This window comes from Paenibacillus macquariensis, assembly GCF_900156375.1.
Lineage (GTDB): Bacteria > Bacillota > Bacilli > Paenibacillales > Paenibacillaceae > Paenibacillus_AQ > Paenibacillus_AQ macquariensis.
The window spans coordinates 128,905-146,086 of sequence record NZ_FTNK01000001.1 but is presented as its reverse complement, the minus strand read 5'-3'; the positions used below and the strand labels follow the sequence as shown (position 1 = coordinate 146,086).

The 17,182-nt window shown below is 40.9% G+C and carries 16 protein-coding genes; 14 read left to right on the top strand and 2 right to left on the bottom strand.

Annotated features, from left to right (window positions below; genetic code table 11):
• Positions 1-233: 233 nt before the first annotated feature.
• From panB to BW961_RS00410, 14 genes are all read left to right on the top strand, one after another.
• Positions 234-1,106 carry a 3-methyl-2-oxobutanoate hydroxymethyltransferase gene (gene panB, locus BW961_RS00475; RefSeq protein ID WP_068590256.1) on the top strand — a complete coding sequence of 291 codons (873 nt, stop codon included), beginning with the start codon at positions 234-236 and terminating at the stop codon, positions 1,104-1,106.
• Positions 1,103-1,999 (top strand): pantoate--beta-alanine ligase, encoded by an 897-nt coding sequence (gene panC, locus BW961_RS00470; RefSeq protein ID WP_068590258.1) that lies wholly within the window; start codon positions 1,103-1,105, stop codon positions 1,997-1,999. The genes panB and panC overlap by 4 nt, the downstream gene beginning before the upstream one ends.
• Positions 1,992-2,375 carry an aspartate 1-decarboxylase gene (panD, locus tag BW961_RS00465; RefSeq protein WP_068590260.1) on the top strand — a complete coding sequence of 128 codons (384 nt, stop codon included), beginning with the start codon at positions 1,992-1,994 and terminating at the stop codon, positions 2,373-2,375. Before panC ends, panD begins: the two co-directional genes overlap by 8 nt.
• A 129-nt stretch (positions 2,376-2,504) precedes the next feature.
• The gene (locus BW961_RS00460; protein ID WP_068590262.1) at positions 2,505-3,134 is read left to right on the top strand and encodes a tetratricopeptide repeat protein; all 630 of its coding nucleotides are present in this window, start codon (positions 2,505-2,507) and stop codon (positions 3,132-3,134) included.
• A gap of 168 nt (positions 3,135-3,302) precedes the next feature.
• Positions 3,303-6,164: an ATP-dependent DNA helicase DinG gene (gene dinG, locus BW961_RS00455; protein WP_068590264.1), complete on the top strand. Its 2,862-nt coding sequence runs from the start codon at positions 3,303-3,305 to the stop codon at positions 6,162-6,164.
• Positions 6,165-6,201: 37 nt separating this feature from the next.
• Entirely contained in the window at positions 6,202-6,876 is a 675-nt protein-coding gene (locus tag BW961_RS00450; RefSeq protein WP_068590266.1) for a redox-sensing transcriptional repressor Rex, read from the top strand.
• Positions 6,842-8,152 carry an amidohydrolase gene (locus tag BW961_RS00445; RefSeq protein WP_068590268.1) on the top strand — a complete coding sequence of 437 codons (1,311 nt, stop codon included), beginning with the start codon at positions 6,842-6,844 and terminating at the stop codon, positions 8,150-8,152. Before BW961_RS00450 ends, BW961_RS00445 begins: the two co-directional genes overlap by 35 nt.
• A gap of 23 nt (positions 8,153-8,175) precedes the next feature.
• A complete protein-coding gene (locus BW961_RS00440; protein ID WP_068590270.1) occupies positions 8,176-8,688 on the top strand; it encodes a cell wall elongation regulator TseB-like domain-containing protein in 513 nt (170 codons plus the stop codon).
• Positions 8,689-8,925: 237 nt separating this feature from the next.
• Positions 8,926-9,456 (top strand): hypothetical protein, encoded by a 531-nt coding sequence (locus BW961_RS00435; RefSeq protein ID WP_068590272.1) that lies wholly within the window; start codon positions 8,926-8,928, stop codon positions 9,454-9,456.
• The gene (locus BW961_RS00430; RefSeq protein WP_068590274.1) at positions 9,449-10,951 is read left to right on the top strand and encodes an AAA family ATPase; all 1,503 of its coding nucleotides are present in this window, start codon (positions 9,449-9,451) and stop codon (positions 10,949-10,951) included. Before BW961_RS00435 ends, BW961_RS00430 begins: the two co-directional genes overlap by 8 nt.
• 134 nt (positions 10,952-11,085) lie before the next feature.
• Positions 11,086-11,958, top strand: coding sequence for a 3-hydroxyacyl-CoA dehydrogenase family protein (locus BW961_RS00425; RefSeq protein ID WP_068590276.1), 873 nt, complete (start codon positions 11,086-11,088; stop codon positions 11,956-11,958).
• Positions 11,955-13,160, top strand: a complete 1,206-nt coding sequence (locus BW961_RS00420; RefSeq protein ID WP_068590278.1) for an acetate/propionate family kinase — start codon at positions 11,955-11,957, stop codon at positions 13,158-13,160. The genes BW961_RS00425 and BW961_RS00420 overlap by 4 nt, the downstream gene beginning before the upstream one ends.
• Before the next feature lie 59 nt (positions 13,161-13,219).
• Positions 13,220-14,515, top strand: coding sequence for an asparagine--tRNA ligase (gene asnS / locus BW961_RS00415; RefSeq protein WP_068590280.1), 1,296 nt, complete (start codon positions 13,220-13,222; stop codon positions 14,513-14,515).
• A 17-nt stretch (positions 14,516-14,532) separates the two neighbouring features.
• Positions 14,533-15,234, top strand: a complete 702-nt coding sequence (locus BW961_RS00410; RefSeq protein ID WP_068590282.1) for a DnaD domain-containing protein — start codon at positions 14,533-14,535, stop codon at positions 15,232-15,234.
• An 86-nt stretch (positions 15,235-15,320) separates the two neighbouring features.
• On the opposite strand, the gene BW961_RS00405 is transcribed toward BW961_RS00410, so the two are convergent.
• The gene (locus tag BW961_RS00405; protein ID WP_068590285.1) at positions 15,321-16,124 is read right to left on the bottom strand and encodes an AAC(3) family N-acetyltransferase; all 804 of its coding nucleotides are present in this window, start codon (positions 16,122-16,124) and stop codon (positions 15,321-15,323) included.
• A 208-nt stretch (positions 16,125-16,332) separates the two neighbouring features.
• Positions 16,333-17,073, bottom strand: coding sequence for an SDR family NAD(P)-dependent oxidoreductase (locus BW961_RS00400; protein WP_068590287.1), 741 nt, complete (start codon positions 17,071-17,073; stop codon positions 16,333-16,335).
• Between the last annotated feature and the right edge of the window lie 109 nt (positions 17,074-17,182).

The window sequence follows — 17,182 nt, the reverse complement described above, 5'->3', positions numbered from 1 at the left end:
TACTAATTAATTATTGTAGTGAGTGACGTTGGATTCTGCTCTGAGCCGAAAGGACCGAGACAGAAGGGACGATCGAAAGTGACTCTTTTTTGACTATCGGACCTTTTTAGTGAAATTGCTAAAAGGTTTTTTTGTTGTGTTAAATATGAAAATCTAGATCTAACACACAACAACAGGGAGAATCTATCCTTGATTCCGAATTGTTTTTCAAAAGAGAAAGGGGCACAACTATCATGACAAAGAAGTCAGCACTAAACATTGTGAAAATGAAACAATTGAAGGTGGAAGGAACGCCGTTAAGTATGGTGACTGCATACGATTACCCTACAGCAAAACTATCTGATGAAGCTGGTGTAGATATCATACTGGTGGGTGATTCCCTTGGTAACGTAGTACTTGGATATAACTCTACGATTCCAGTTACGTTGGAGGATATGATCTATCATACCCGTGCTGTTGCAAGAGGGGCAGAGCATACTTTTATCGTGGCTGACATGCCATTTATGACGTATCACGGCAATATAGATGAGACCTTACGAGGTGTGAGAAGGCTTATGCAGGAAGGACATGCTCAAGCTGTTAAGATGGAGGGCGGTAAGGAAATATGCGCTACGGTAGAAGCTATTGTTAAATCGGGTGTTCCTGTACTTGGACATATTGGTCTAACACCACAATCTGTGAACCAAATTGGCGGCTATCGAATTCAGGGTAAAGATGCGGCAGATGCGCAAAGGTTGATGGAAGAAGCAAAAGCGTTAGAAGCAGCAGGCGCATTTGGAATCGTATTGGAATTAGTAACGGAGCAAGTGGCTGAAGCCATATCGAAGGAACTGTCTATTCCAACGATAGGTATTGGAGCTGGACGTTATTGTGACGGACAAGTGCTAGTATTCCATGATATTTTTCAATATGCATCGCCATATATAAATAAACGTTTTGTCAAAACGTATGGTGATATCGGCACATTAATCCGAGAAGGATTAGAGAATTATGTTAAAGAAGTGAAAGAACGTATCTTTCCGGCTGAGAATCATGTGTTTGTAGCTGAGGATCATGTACTGGATTCACTATATGGAAATGGCATAACAAAGGTGGAGAAATCATGAAGGTCATTCGTAATATTGTTGAGCTCCGAGCAGAACTGAAGCAATATAGAGTAACAAGTAACGGCGATTGTAGAGTAGGATTAGTTCCTACAATGGGCTACCTTCACGAAGGTCATGCGAGCTTAATGAATCGTGCCCATGAGCTAAGCGACTTGGTAGTTCTTAGTATATTTGTGAATCCAATTCAATTCGGCCCAGGGGAAGATTATGAGACCTATCCTCGGAATGAAGAGCAAGATCTAGCTTTGGCTGAGCGTCAAGGAGTGGATATTGTATTTATTCCCCAAGTGGAAGAAATGTATCCCACACAAACGTTGACCAAAATTAGGGTTAGTGAAGTCACTCAATTGTTATGTGGGGCGTCTCGACCGGGACACTTCGATGGTGTGACTACGGTTGTAAGTAAATTGATTAACATCGTACAACCTGATCAAGCTTATTTTGGTTTGAAAGATGCGCAGCAAGTAGCGGTGCTACAACAGATGGTGCACGATTTGAATATGAATGTTGAGATTGTGCCATGTCCTATTGTACGAGAAGAAGATGGATTGGCACTCAGTTCTAGGAATGTGTATCTTAGTTCAGAAGAACGTAAACAGGCATTGGTGCTGTCTCGTTCTCTATCTGAAGTAAAGGGTACTTTGGAGCAAGAGGGGTCTCTAAGGGCTTCTGAGATTCGTGAGAAACTGATAAGCTTGATTAATCTCTCTCCGTTGGCTGTCATTGATTATGTTGAAGTGTTGACTTTTCCAGCATTAAGTCGTATAAACGATGATGTCCTACTTAACCATATCACTGGGAAATTAATAATAGCTGTGGCTGTTAAATTTGGCAAAACACGACTTATAGATAACTTGTTAATTACGCCAAAGGAGGCGGTATCACTTGTTTAGACATATCATGAAATCTAAAATTCACCGTGCAACAGTTACGGAGGCGAATTTAAATTATGTGGGCAGTATTACCATCGATGAGAGTCTTATGGAGGCTGCCGATTTACTTGAGAACGAAAAGGTTCAAATTGTAAATAATAATAATGGGGCTCGTCTAGAAACTTACGTGATTCCTGGACCTCGCGGCAGTGGTGTTATTTGTCTAAATGGAGCAGCAGCCAGACTCGTTCAACCTGGAGATGTTGTCATTATCATTTCTTACGCCGTCATATCCCAGGAAGAGCTTAGTTCCCACAAACCTACAGTCGTATTTGTAGATGAGAAGAATCAGCTTGTTGAATTGATGGATAAAGAAGTGCATGCGACAATTCGCTAATCGATTGGAAATAGGAAATCATCATAATATGTAATGTATGGGATGGCGAATGAAAAGCATCACTTCAACAAAAAATGAAGTCAGGTACACCGCACTGATTTCATTATTGTTAAGGGTGGGATGCAGGCCATGTTTCAACATGTATTCGCTGAAATGAACCACATGTTAGAGGAAATCGTCAAGCATTACCCAAATGCGCAAGAGACCCAAAAGCAGCTGCTGATTCAGAGATGGAACATGCTTAAGGCCATGAGTGATGGAATTATTGAAGAATGGCTATCGTTTGAAGACAAGATGGGTGCTTTCCGAGAACATACGGTGCTACCCCCTATGTTTCCTTTAGGTGATACACCTGAAATGGGAATGGAGTCATTTGTTAGAGGCCAGGGATACTTTAAGTTGCTGATGTATCGTCAATCCATTCAGCAATTCTCCCAAATCGTTTATGATTATCCAGACAGCTTACTTGCCCGAATGTATATTGCGATGGCTCACCTCCATTTGGAGGAGACGTCGGAAGCTTTAGAACATTTCCAATGGATTCTTCCATTAGCAGAGCATAAGAAGCTAAAAGCCATGATCTATAATGCATTAGGCTGTATACAGGCTAAACTTGCGGACACGGGAAAAGCTCAAGAATATTTCACATTGTCATTACAAAATGATCCTACACTTCCTGATCCACTTATTAATCTGCAAGTCTGCAACCAAAACCGCGGTCAACTCCAGTATGGCAGTCAGCTTATTTCATTAATTTAGCATGATGACTCAAATGAAGGCGATGCCCGTTCCTGCGAAAGCTACGAGTATCGCCTTTTTTTCTCGAAATATAAAAGGACAACAAAGCTGGTTCTACTTGCTTAATGAATAAATTCTGATCTTCTGTTATGCTGTTAAAGAGACTGGATTGAAAGGGAATACTTAATTATGAAATTTGCTGTACTGGACTTTGAAACGACAGGCAACCAGTCCGCCGATGAAATTATTCAAGTTGGACTTGCCATTATTGAAGAAGATCAATCGATATCCCGAGTGTACGGGTCATATGTTAATCCGGGGATACCTATCCCACCTTTTATTTCGAATTTAACGGGGATCACGAATAGTGACGTTGAGAACGCTCCTTCCTTAGAAGAAATGATGATGGAGTTAGTTCCGATGCTGGATGATGTTGTATTAGTCGGTCATAATGTTTCTTTTGATTTTAATTTTTTGCAGAATGCACTTGATCGGTGCGGTTATTTACCATACAGCGGACGGATACTGGACACGATAGATTTCCTGAAAATATGTTTTCCATCGTTAACCACATATCAATTAGGTCTAGTATCTACACAATTCGGTATTGTGCATGATCGACCACATCAAGCCGATAGCGATGCCTTGGCCACAGCACACGTATTATTGAAATGCCTAGACGAATTGATTGGTTTACCACTCATTACGCTCCAAAGGCTTACTGAGTTATTTGCTGATGAGGATAGTGACTTGGCTTGGTATTTCGACGATTTATGCAGGGAGAAGGAAAAAGAGCCTGCGCAAGACCTTGAGAGTCACAACTTTTATCGTCAATTGGCTCTGGCTGTTGAAGATTGGTCGGATATCTCCACACCACGGAATGATGAAGATGATAATCCTCTTAAATCCATGGATTTCCCACAATTTCTTGCAGAAATTGAAGAACGGCTCCGTGCAATTATGCCACAGTATGAGGCGCGCGAATCCCAGAGCATGATGTTCGGTGAGGTCATGAATGCACTTGAGAACGACAAACATCTTCTTATTGAAGCAGGGACGGGTACGGGGAAATCGTTAGGATACTTAATTCCTGCCATTTATCAGAGTGTGAAACGTGAGTCGAAAGTTATGGTAAGTACACATACGATTAACCTTCAAGAGCAGTTACGTGAACGAGATATACCCTTGTTAACTCAAGTCGTTCCTTTCCTATTTAAAGCTGCAATTTTCAAGGGGAGACAGCATTATTTGTGTTTGAGAAAATTTGAACATAAAATAAATAAGAGGGACTTCGTTAATCCCAAAGAAGACGTGATCCTAGCTGCTCAAATGATTGTATGGTTGGCACAAACAGAGACGGGCGATGATGAAGAACTAAATCTGGGTGGTCGTGGTGGGGATTTCTGGGAAACGGTTTCAAGTGACTCCGATTCCTGCCTTGGACGTGCATGCCCATGGTTTCGTAAATGTTATTATCATCGTGCTAAGCATGAAGCCGGCATTGCGGATGTAGTGATCACTAATCACTCGAAGTTATTTACGGATGTAAAAGCCGGACACCAGCTATTACCTGCTTATGAACACTTAGTGATTGATGAAGCACATCATTTAGAAGAAGTTGCGGGTAAACATTTGGGACTTCATATGAGATACTTCACTGTGGTTCATACACTTACACGTCTTTACAAAGATAATCGGAATGGTCAATTTCCAGCATTAATACAACAATTGCGTTCTTCCAGTGATGAGAAGGCTTCCGATTGGACCGTTGTGATCGACAGATTATGTGGTGAATTGGTTGAAGTGAAGGAACATTGGGATAGATTAAACGATATGTTATTTGCTCTTCTACCTGAGCGAAGTGATGCGGCTCCTGGAGATACAGGACAGTTCGTTCTACGCTTACAGCCCAATAAGAAACCTAAGGATTGGGATGTATTAGCTGCGATAGAGAATCAGATTTACGTAACCTTAGGTGAGGTGACTCGTAAAGCTGAGAAAATGCTAAACGACATTAAAGATAATCTAGATGATTTCAGCGCAGACAGCCTAATAACGGATATAAGCGGTCTAATTAAAGATTTATCAAATGAACGTGAAGATCTTCACATGTTCATGGCGCTAAGCGATATAGGCAATGTATACTGGATGGAGGCAAATGGCCATTTCCGCAGTAAATCGTTGCAGATGTATGCTGTTCCAGTAGATGTAAGCAAGCAACTGAAAGAAGTATTTTTCGATAAAAAGAAGAGCATTATTCTCACTTCGGCTACATTGTCTATCGAGAAATCTTTCCAGTATATGATTGAGAATCTGGGGCTTCAAGAAGCATCGGATAATGGACGATTAGTGACCGTACAACTGCCATCTCCTTTCCGCTACCGAGATCAGGCATTGCTTGTTATCCCACGTGACTTTCCAAGTGTGAAAGGGAGTGTTGGTGATGCGCTCTTCGTTGAGACACTTGTGAAGTCATTGGCTGATACGGCTATCGTTACGCAAGGTAGAATGTTAGTGTTATTTACATCGTATCGGATGCTTCGTCAAGTGTATGAACCGCTACGTAGCGCCTTATCTTCAAGTGATATCACCATACTAGGTCAAGGTGTTGATACGGGGAGTCGCAGTAAGTTAATCCGTCGTTTTCAGGATAGTAGTGCTTCAGTGCTACTAGGAACAAGCAGTTTTTGGGAAGGGATAGATATCCCAGGGGAAGCATTGACTTGTTTAGCGATTGTTCGCTTACCATTCCAACCGCCCAACCATCCACTGGTGGAAGCTAAGAGTGAGCTACTCAAGCAGCAGAAGAAAAACCCATTCATGAAATTGTCAGTACCGCAGGCAGTGATTCGATTTAAACAAGGATTTGGTCGGCTGGTGCGAACGGCAAGTGATAGAGGAATTGTTATTGTTTACGATACGCGTGTGATAGAATCATACTATGGTAAACATTTCCTTTACTCATTACCTGGTCCAAAGATGGAACATATGCCGACCAATCAAATGGTCTCAAGAATATCAGAGTGGTTACATGAAGGCGATAAATCCTAAAAGCGGATGTTATAGCTAATAATTAGGGGGAGCAAGTATGAAGTCTGACAAAATTTCAGAAGCTGTGGTCCGAAGATTACCCATTTACTTGCGGTATCTATCAGGGCTTCAGCGACGAGAAGTGGCTACAGTTTCGTCTCAGGAACTCGGCCAAAAGCTTGATTTGAATCCTGCACAAATTCGCAAAGATCTTGCTTATTTTGGAGATTTCGGACGTAAAGGCATCGGCTATGACGTGGCATATCTTATAGAAAAAATTCGTCATATCCTTAATCTTGATCAACAAATTAATGTGGTTCTAATTGGTGCGGGTAATTTAGGCCAAGCATTATCAAATTATAATATGTATTTGAAAGAAAATTTAAAGATAGTCGCAGTATTTGATGCCTACGGACCAAAAGTTGGAACGCTAATTAATACATTAAAGGTTCAGCCCATGGAGGAACTCTCCGCAACCATCAAACAACACAACATACGGATCGGTATTATTACCGTTCCTGAACATGAAGCACAGCAAGTTGCTGATAAACTAGTAGAAGCGGGTATTGGGGCTATCTTGAATTTTGCTCCGATCATATTGAAAACACCGGCGAATGTTCGCGTTCATGCGGCTGATTTCACAACAGATATGATTAGCTTGGCTTATTATTTGGATAACGGAAAGGAAGATTTGGACGATGTTAAACAATCAAGCACAGAAGTGGATCATTAAGAATGGAACGTTTGTTGTTTTGAATGATGAACATTCCGTTGTGAAGGGATACATGCTTGTTGAAGATGATTTAATAACGTATATCGGCGAGGAAAAACCTGATTGCTCCGATGATATTCCAGTATTTGATGGGACGCATTTATTGTTCTTACCAGGTCTTGTTAATACACATGGACATGCAGCTATGTCATTGCTAAGAGGTTATGGCGATGATCTTGCACTTCAAGTATGGTTGCAAGAGAAAATGTGGCCTATGGAAGAGAAATTCACTTCTGAAAATGTTTATTGGGGATCGTCACTATCTGTATTAGAAATGTTAAAAGGTGGAACAACAACTTTTCTAGATATGTATGATCACATGGATCAAGTGGCCAAAGTCGTTCAAGAATCGGGTATGCGTGCTGTTTTAACAAGAGGCGTTATCGGTTTTTGTTCAGAAGAGATGCAACAACATAAACTTAATGAGGCTATCAACTTCGCTAAAGATTGGAACGGTCAGGCCGAGGGACGAATTACGACGATGATGTCGCCTCACGCGCCTTATACATGTCATCCAGCCTTCTTTGAGAAGTTTGTACAGGCAGCTCATGATCTAGACCTTCCGATGCATACACATATGTCGGAAACGCTCAGTGAAGTTGCACAGAATGTGGCTGACTACGGCCTTCGTCCTACGCAACATTTAGAGAAGCTTGGCATGTTTACTCGTCCGTCGATTATTGCACATGGTGTGCACTTAACTGATGAAGAAATTGAAATATTAGCGACTCATGATGTCGGCGTATCTCACAATCCAGGAAGTAACTTGAAGCTCGCAAGTGGTATTGCGCGCGTAACAGATCTTCTGAAAGCTGGCGTAACGGTATCGCTTGGAACAGATAGTGCAGCTAGTAATAACAATCTTGATATGTTTGAAGAGATGAGACTTGCAGCACTGATTCACAAAGGGATTTCGGGTGATCCTACAGCTATACCTGCTGCTGAAGCACTTCGGATGGGTACAACATATGGCGCTAAATCATTGTTCCTAGACAATGTAGGAAGATTGGCCCCGGGGATGAAGGCTGACTTCATTGCACTAAATACCGATCAGGCACATTTCTTACCTCATACGGACTTCATCTCTCATTCAATCTATTCTGCTAGTGCTAAAGACGTAGAGCATGTATGGGTCGATGGCAAGCAAGTAGTCAAGAACGGAGCTTGTCTCACAATAGACGAAGAACGAATTCGCCGTGAAGCTCAATCTGCTTTCGAGGGCTTACTAAATCGGTAAGAACATAGGAAAGGAAGTTCAGGTTGAAGAACAAGAAGAATATTATTTTATTGGCTATTGCAATCTCTATTGTTATATTATTCGGACTCTATCGCTATTACATATACACTATGCAAGATCAATGGAGCGAAGAAGAAATGGCTATCGCTGCAGCGAAACAACATAGTGATTTAATAAAAGTGACAAGAACTGAAAAATCGGTCTGGGATAACGTGGTTTGGGTCATCCAAGGTAAAGATAAGAATGATCAAAGTCTATTCGTCTGGGTACCATTCACAAAAGAATATAAAGTTGATGAAACATCTGGAGCCATTCACAGTGAATTATTACAGAATGGATTATCGGAGAGTCAGATAAAAGCTAAGATCCTAAATGAGCTGCCAAACATAAAAGAGATTCGCTTGCAACCTGGTTTGTTCAACGGAAATAATGTGTGGCAATTGTTTTATAGAGATCAAGATCATTATTACTATCGTTTCTATAAATTCAGCGATGGTTCACAACTTGGTGAACAATATACTTTGCCAAATCGATAAATATAATGGATGATTCAAGTCACAATTAAGTGCGATTTTGGCTTGATTATCCTTCCTCAATTTAACCCGACTGACTCATTCCTATTAGGATGAGTCAGTCAGGTTTATTTGTGTTTTAAGATGAAAAATTTGAATATCCAGATATTATCGATATAATAGTATAGAAAGTATGATATACTTATTCGTGTACTTATTGTATATACAAATATCCATCAACTTTCGGAAGGGGACTGTTATATGAAGTTTCGTATCATGCCTATCGCACTTACGGTTGTTATCTCAGGTTCGCTTTTGTTTGGCGGATGGTTCGTTTATAAGCAAGTGAAGGTTCAAAATCCACTCCAAAATATAGTGACGGAATACGAAGGAGTTAATACTGCACAACTGAACATTACACGTGATGAGGTCGTTGTGAAACTTGATATTGAACCGGGTACTCGATTACCAGGTTTGGTTCAACAATTAAAGACTGAAGGAAAATCGATCGTTGGAAAACGCACATTGAAGTTAGATGTGAAGGAACACACGACAACTAATATAAACAAATTCTGGGATAAGGCAATGTTTCCAGTCGCAGAAGCAATGGAGAATAAACGCTATACACAGATTGTAGATAAATTGAAAGAAATGGAACAAGGTTCAACTGTAAAAGTGTTAACTGAAATGGATGATCAGAATGTGTATATTAGTCTAACCGATGGAAAGGGAAGCAAATTTATCATTCTACCACGTGTTCCTGGCGTGTTGGGGGTGTGGAATAATGCCTAAATTGATGAAGGAAATCTTGATTGGTCTCGTCCCTGTGGTGCTCATCTTTCTTGCCTATATTGGTGTGAATATGATTCCATTTCTTCTGGTGGCCGGCGTAGTGGCGGTCTTTCTGATTGTACTAAAGATGCGTGGGGGAATCGCGGTTGGTGCGTCTACTGATCGTAAGCGTAAGAAGAAAGGTCCTAGCAAACTGACCTTTGATGAAATTGGCGGGCAAGAACATCCTAAAGAGGAATTGATGGAAGCACTTAACTTTCTCATTCGTCATGAAGAAATTCAGAAATATGGTATTCGCCCATTAAAGGGCATATTACTAACAGGACCTCCAGGAACAGGAAAGACATTGCTTGCAAGAGCAGCAAGTCATTATACTGATTCTGTATTTGTGGCTGCATCAGGCAGTGAATTTGTTGAGATGTATGTGGGTGTAGGCGCTGGGAGAGTCCGTGATCTATTCAGAGATGCGCGGACGCGTGCACAAAAGGAGAACAAGCAAAGCGCAATTATTTTCATCGATGAGATTGATGTCATCGGAGGTAAACGTGAAGGCGGACAACAACGAGAGTATGACCAAACCTTAAATCAACTATTAACGGAAATGGATGGTATATATAACTCGGATAGCCCACGAATACTTCTCATTGCCGCAACAAATCGTAAAGAGATGCTGGATAGTGCTCTTCTTCGTCCTGGACGGTTCGATCGACATATTCAAGTGGATCTTCCAGAAAAGAAAGGTCGCAAACATATCTTAGAAATTTATGCTAAGAATAAGCCTATTCATACTGACGCCAACATGGATAAAATCGCGGAAGAGTCTTATGGGTTCTCTGGAGCACAACTTGAAAGTGTGATGAACGAGGCAGCGATTTATATGATGAGAGAAAATAAGGTTGAGATTGAACAACGGCATATGTCGATGGCTATTGATAAAGTCATGATGGGTGAAAAGACTGATCGGGAGTCAACCCAAGAAGAGAAGAAGAGAGTGGCCATTCACGAATTAGGACATGCGATCATGGCAGAAATTGTTCGCCCAGGAAGTGTGAGTCAAGTTGCACTGACGCCACGTGGTCAGGCTCTAGGGTACGTTCGTCATAACCCGCAAGAAGAACAATATCTGTATACGAAGGCATTCCTAGAAGAACAGATCATGATTGCGCTTGGTGGAGCGGCTTCGGAAGAAATATATTATGGTGGTCGAAGCACTGGATCTAGTAATGACTTTGAACAGGCGCTAAACATTGTACAAACGATGATGAAGTCAGGATTAACCTCCTTGGGTATTATTAATATAGATATGGTGACGACAGAAGAGTTAATGAAAGTAAATAATGTCATTTTAGAACAATTAATGACACGTACTCGAAGTACATTAGAGCAGCATCGTCATATCTTTGATCATTCATTGGAAATCCTTCTTACCGAGGAAAACTTATCAGGAGAACAATTTCGATGTCTATTTCGTGAAACTTCGCTTTTACCAGCATAAAATATGATGCTGGTTATTTTTTTTTACTTTTGTTCCATGCTAAGATATTATTATATGTTGGAGTGAAAAATCGTATTTTCCGACAGACGGGGTACAATAGCGAATATTAGACATAGAAGAGGAGTGCATACCGGATGTTATTTAAAAAGATTGGTGTCATCGGTGGTGGTACGATGGGACAAGGAATCGCGGAAATGCTTGCTGCAAAAGGTATTGAAGTATTGTTAGTTGAGAAATCCGTAGAGAAATTAAATTATTCTTATCAAATGATTGAAACGAGTCTCGACAAACAGCTTGAGAAATGGGGAATTACCCAAGCTGAGAAGAAACTTATTTTGAGCAGAATCCAAAAAGTAGTTCATTTCGCTGAGCTTGGCTCTTGTGATATGGTTATTGAGACGATTTCTGAAGATATAGAAGCAAAGAAACTAATATTCTCACAATTGGACCAAGTGTGTCCTAACAATATTATTCTTGCGAGCAATACATCGACGTTGAGTTTGACGGAACTTGCTAGCACTACGATGTATCCTGAACGTGTCATTGGCATGCACTTTATTTATCCAGTAGGTAAAGTAGATTTAGTTGAGATTATACGTGGATTGAAGACATCGGATATTACATTCTTAGAAACGAAACGTTTCGTAGAGGAAATTGTAAACAAAAAAGGAATTATGATCTACGAATCTCCTGGATTTGTGTCTTCTCGGTTAATTTGTTTATTAATTAATGAGGCACTTCATATTCTTCAAGAAGGCGTAGCATCTGCTGAAGATATCGATGATGCGATGCGTATAGGGTATCAATTCCAGAATGGTCCTCTAGAAATGGCTGATCGTTTCGGGCTTGATTCTGTACTTGCAGCACTTGAAAGAATGTTCCGTGAATTTGGTGAATTGAAATATCGTCCGTCTACCATACTTAAGAAGATGGTTCGTGCTGGGCATCTAGGCGTTAAAACAGGTGAAGGATTCTTCAAGTACGACAAGGATGGTGACCGGGTATGAAAGTATTAGTTATTAATTCAGGAAGTTCTTCTTTGAAATACCAATTGTACGATATGAGAGACGAGTCAGTACTAGCTAAAGGCCTTGTAGAAAGAATTGGGATGGATTCTTCCATACTGAATCATAAACCTACTGGAGGTCAGGAAGTTACGGAAGTCAAAGAGATTCTGGAGCACAATACTGCCATTCGAAAAGTATTATCGATGCTAACAGATCCAGAACATGGTGTTATTAAATCGATAGACGAAATTCAGGCTGTTGGTCATCGCGTTGTTCATGGGGGAGAATCCTTTAAGGCATCTGCACTTGTTGATGATCCTGCTAAGACTGAAATTCGCCGTTTGTTCGATTTAGCACCACTACACAATCCAGCAGCGATGATGGGAATAACAGCGACAGAAAATAATATGCCCGGTGTTCCTCAAGTTGTTGTTTTCGATACCGCTTTTCATCAAGCAATGCCTGAAAAGGCTTATTTATATGGGATTCCAAAGGTTTTGTATAACAAATACAAAGTTCGCCGTTACGGCTTCCACGGTACCTCCCATGAATATGTTAGCCACATAGCAGCTGAGTTTCTTGGTCAAGCTATTGAGGATCTGAAGATTATTACTTGTCATATTGGGAACGGAGGAAGTCTGACTGCCGTTCAAGGAGGACATTCTATAGATACTTCAATGGGTATGACTCCATTAGAAGGCTTGATGATGGGAACTCGTAGTGGAGACCTTGATCCAGCGATTGTACCGTTTGTTATGAATAAAGAAGAATTAACTGTGAATGAAGTGAACTCTATGCTGAATAAACATAGTGGTCTTCTAGCCATATCCGGTATCAGCAGTGATATGCGTGAAATTACAGATGGTATGGCAAATGGCGATGCGAATTGTACACTTGCTTTTGAAATGTACGAATATCGTTTGCGTAAATATATAGGTTCATATGCTGCGGCTATGAATGGTGTTGATGTGATTGTATTTACAGCAGGAGTTGGTGAGAATTCCGTTGTTGTCCGTGAGAAAGTATGCGAGAATTTAACTTATCTTGGGGTAGAAATCGACGATGCACTGAATGCCATTCGTTCTGGCGAACCACGATTGATCTCAACAAGTCAGTCGAAAGTGAAGGTTCTTGTTATTCCAACGAATGAAGAATTGGTTATTGCACGTGATACGTACCGCATTGTTAGTGAATTGAAATAGTTGTTCTTCATCATGAATATATAATATCGAAGGTCAGACAATAAGGGAGAGATTAAGGCATGTCCAACAAAAGTGTGATTCGTGATGTGTTTAAACATGTTGGCGAAACAGTGACCATTGGAAGCTGGATCAATAACAAACGTTCAAGTGGGAAAATTCAATTTCTACAACTACGTGATGGTAGCGGATATATCCAAGGGGTAGTCGTAAAGAGTGAAGTAACAGAAGAAGTCTGGGATGCTGCTAAGAGTCTGACACAAGAAAGTTCGCTGTATGTAACGGGAATCATTCGTGAAGAACCACGTAGCGCATCTGGGTATGAAATGTCTGTCACGGGGATTGAAGTGATACATATCACGGAGAACTATCCCATTACTCCAAAAGAACATGGTGTTGATTTCTTAATGGATCATCGTCATTTATGGTTGCGTTCGAACAAACAACGTGCGATTCTTGTAATTCGTGCGGAAATCATTCGTTCGGTACGTGAGTTCTTTGACACAAATGGATTTACATTGGTGGATCCACCGATCCTTACTCCGACATCTGCGGAAGGAACAACTAACTTGTTCCATACGAAATATTTCGATGAGGATGCTTACCTAACTCAAAGTGGCCAGTTATACATGGAAGCTGCAGCGATGGCGTTAGGAAAAGTATATTCTTTCGGACCTACTTTCCGTGCGGAGAAATCCAAAACACGTCGTCATTTGATCGAATTCTGGATGATTGAGCCTGAGATGGCATTTACAGATCATGAAGAAAGTTTGCGCGTTCAAGAAAACTTTATCAGTTATGTTGTACAATCTGTGCTTAAGAATTGTCGTACAGAATTAGAAGCAGTGGGTCGTGATGTTTCTAAGTTGGAGCAGATTCAAGCGCCATTCCCTCGTATTACGTATGATGAAGCTATTGAATTCCTACATGGAAAAGGTTTCGACATTCCTTGGGGTGATGATTTCGGTGCTCCTCATGAGACTGCGATCGCTGAGAGTCATGACAAACCAGTATTCATAACACACTACCCTGTTGGTATCAAATCATTCTATATGAAGCCTGATCCAACACGTCCAGAAGTCGTGTTATGTGCTGATATGATTGCACCTGAAGGATATGGTGAGATTATTGGAGGATCGCAACGTATTGATGACCAAGCGTTGCTTGAAGAGCGTTTCAAAGAGCATAACTTGTCATTAGAGACATACCAATGGTATATGGATTTACGTAAATATGGATCAGTACCTCACTCTGGATTCGGTCTAGGTCTAGAACGTACTGTAGCATGGATTTGTGGACTTGATCATGTTCGTGAGACGATTGCCTTCCCACGTACGTTGTATCGTCTGTATCCTTAAGTTAAGAGGTGATGTCCATGGATAATAATGGATGGAGAACATGGGCAGAGGGAGCTTCATCAGGCATGGGATCAGGGGTAGCTATAATACCTTATGCACTGTTCCGTTATTACCGTAGATTGAAGCTGAAGGACAATGAGCTGTTATTGTTAATGCACCTCATGTCTTTCAAGCAGGTGGAGCACAAAGAGTTCCCTACATTAGAAGATATGCAGGAACTTGCAGGGGGAACGACAGCATCCATATCTCTGACGCTACAGAAGCTCATGAAGGATGGATTTCTCAGCATTGATGAAGAGTTCGATGAAGAAAGTGGTATTCAATATGAACGTTATAACGTCTCAGGACTTTATGATAAGTTAAGCATATGTATGGCGAATGATGCTAAGAATAAGGCTAAACAAGCTTCTATTCAACGTGAAAAAACTATATCAGCTGCAGGTGAGCCTGAGTCTGAGCGTAATATGTTTACCATTTTCGAGAAGGAATTTGGACGACCACTGTCACCGATGGAATGTGAGACGATATCGGGATGGCTAGATCAAGACAAATACCCTGACGAACTCATTCTCATGGCTTTGAAAGAAGCTGTATTTGCTGGGAAGGTCCATTTCCGTTATATCGACCGTATATTACTGGAATGGAGCCGCAATCGCGTCAAGAATGTTAATGATGCTAAAGCCTATACGCAAAAGTTCCGTAGTAACGGTAGAAGTTAAAAAGATTATTCGGATTTATATAAAAGATGAGAACCGCAAAGGCTTAGGCAGCTTTGTGGACTCATCTTTTTTGTGTTTAAATTTGATTACACTCTATTCCTTTCCATCCACTGAACCGTCCAATCAATTAATGGTCTTTGTTTCATGAAGCGTACATCCGCATTTCCTACTTTATGAACCACAATGTTGTTTTCTGTATCATAAACGCTACCTAATCGAATGAAATCTTCATCATCGACTGCTTGGGTAGAATAAGTCACCCACTGTCGCTTGCCGTCTACCATGATCGCGCTACTCTCATCTGTAAATCGTTTTGTTGCAAAGTGTGCTCTTGTCTCCGCTAAATGGAGCGAGGTATTCTTATCGTATCCGACACCTATCAAGAGGACGTATCCATCTAAGGTATACAATTTGTCAACAGGAGAGTTGATCCCGAAAATATTACTTAAATCATGTTCTGATGTTATATATTCCGCATGTTTCCCTACAGCTGCTATCGATCTTGCCGGGTGGTCAGATCTGTATGCCCCAGGCCAGCTTCTAAACATTTCAGCCACAATACCCATACTAATGGCAGGTGTAATCTCTTTATCATAGGCGGGCCAGTGTTCACGAATGATGGGCCACCATTCTACGGGTTCTTCCCAATGTACGCCCGTGGATGGGTCGAGATTCTTCCATGTCTGAGAGGGCATCATTAATGTACCTTCCTCTCCTACGATTTCAAGAAGGGATCGTATTAACGTTTCTGCGCCACCAACAACAAATCCCAGACTTTTTAATGATGTATGTACAAATATCGTTTGCCCTTCTGCTACTCCACAGGTGATAAATTGTTGGATTAAATCTGCTTTGGTTAAGATGACTCTAGTCTCATTTGTTACTGTCATTGTTCAACCCTCCATTATCAATATAAAACAAAACACAAAAACAACCCTATTCGTAACGTGGGTTGTCTCCGGTATCGCCAGAAAAGCATAGCCCTTATGTTGTTTTAAATGGAATGTTTTGAATATTATAACAGTTGTGATTATTGACTACAATGGTGAATTAATTGATCAAATTGATATGATACGGATGGATATCCTAATATTGTTATTATAATGTTTGTCCACTATCTATCGTAATGATCTGACCAGTCATGGCCTCTTGTTCCAAGACTGAACAGATAAATTTAGCAATATCTTCAGGTGTGGAGATGTGCTGTAACAGAAGATGAGGAGCTAACCTCTTCATTTGTTCTTCTCTTCCAGCCCACCATCTTGTAGCAACGGCTCCTGGTACAACACAATTTACTCTTATATCAGGAGCTAAGGCACGTGCTAACGATTTAGTCAGCGCATGTACGGCTGCTTTGGATACGGCATAGGGTAGTGAAGATCCTAACCCTGTAATACCCGCTATACTTCCGAGATTGACAATTGCGCCTTGGTTACTCGTTTTCATGTATGGGGCAACGGCTCGAGCGCAGTTAAACATGCCTTTCACATTCACATCAAAGAGATTATCCCATACAGCATCCGTTACGGCTTCAAGATCATCGAGTGCGATATGAGATGTTATGCTAGCATTATTCACAAGCAAATCAATCGTACCGAATTGTTGTACAATGTGTTCGACCATCTCACGTATTTCCGTATCGTGAGAAACATCTGCTTGTATCGCTATGGCATTTCCACCATGGCTATTAATTAACTGCACCGTTTCATCAGCATCTGCTTTAGAACGCGAGTAATTAACTGCCACGTTAGCCCCACGTTTCGCAAGTTCTAAGGATGTAGCTCTACCAATCCCAGTCCCACCGCCGGTGACGAGCGCTACCTTGTATTTTAAATCCATTCTTATGCACTCCTTAGCCAATGTTCTTTTATGAAATCTTTACTGATCTAAACGTCTGAAATTTATGATATATAGGAACTTAAATAATTGTATATTGCTATTTCAGTTT

Coding starts and splice junctions, on each gene's coding strand:
- panB (WP_068590256.1), top strand. CDS start 234: ATGACAAAGAAGTCAGCACTAAACATTGTGAAAATGAAACAATTGAAG.
- panC (WP_068590258.1), top strand. CDS start 1,103: ATGAAGGTCATTCGTAATATTGTTGAGCTCCGAGCAGAACTGAAGCAA.
- BW961_RS00460 (WP_068590262.1), top strand. CDS start 2,505: ATGTTTCAACATGTATTCGCTGAAATGAACCACATGTTAGAGGAAATC.
- dinG (WP_068590264.1), top strand. CDS start 3,303: ATGAAATTTGCTGTACTGGACTTTGAAACGACAGGCAACCAGTCCGCC.
- BW961_RS00450 (WP_068590266.1), top strand. CDS start 6,202: ATGAAGTCTGACAAAATTTCAGAAGCTGTGGTCCGAAGATTACCCATT.
- BW961_RS00445 (WP_068590268.1), top strand. CDS start 6,842: ATGTTAAACAATCAAGCACAGAAGTGGATCATTAAGAATGGAACGTTT.
- BW961_RS00435 (WP_068590272.1), top strand. CDS start 8,926: ATGAAGTTTCGTATCATGCCTATCGCACTTACGGTTGTTATCTCAGGT.
- BW961_RS00430 (WP_068590274.1), top strand. CDS start 9,449: ATGCCTAAATTGATGAAGGAAATCTTGATTGGTCTCGTCCCTGTGGTG.
- BW961_RS00425 (WP_068590276.1), top strand. CDS start 11,086: ATGTTATTTAAAAAGATTGGTGTCATCGGTGGTGGTACGATGGGACAA.
- BW961_RS00420 (WP_068590278.1), top strand. CDS start 11,955: ATGAAAGTATTAGTTATTAATTCAGGAAGTTCTTCTTTGAAATACCAA.
- asnS (WP_068590280.1), top strand. CDS start 13,220: ATGTCCAACAAAAGTGTGATTCGTGATGTGTTTAAACATGTTGGCGAA.
- BW961_RS00410 (WP_068590282.1), top strand. CDS start 14,533: ATGGATAATAATGGATGGAGAACATGGGCAGAGGGAGCTTCATCAGGC.
- BW961_RS00405 (WP_068590285.1), bottom strand. CDS start 16,124: ATGACAGTAACAAATGAGACTAGAGTCATCTTAACCAAAGCAGATTTA.
- BW961_RS00400 (WP_068590287.1), bottom strand. CDS start 17,073: ATGGATTTAAAATACAAGGTAGCGCTCGTCACCGGCGGTGGGACTGGG.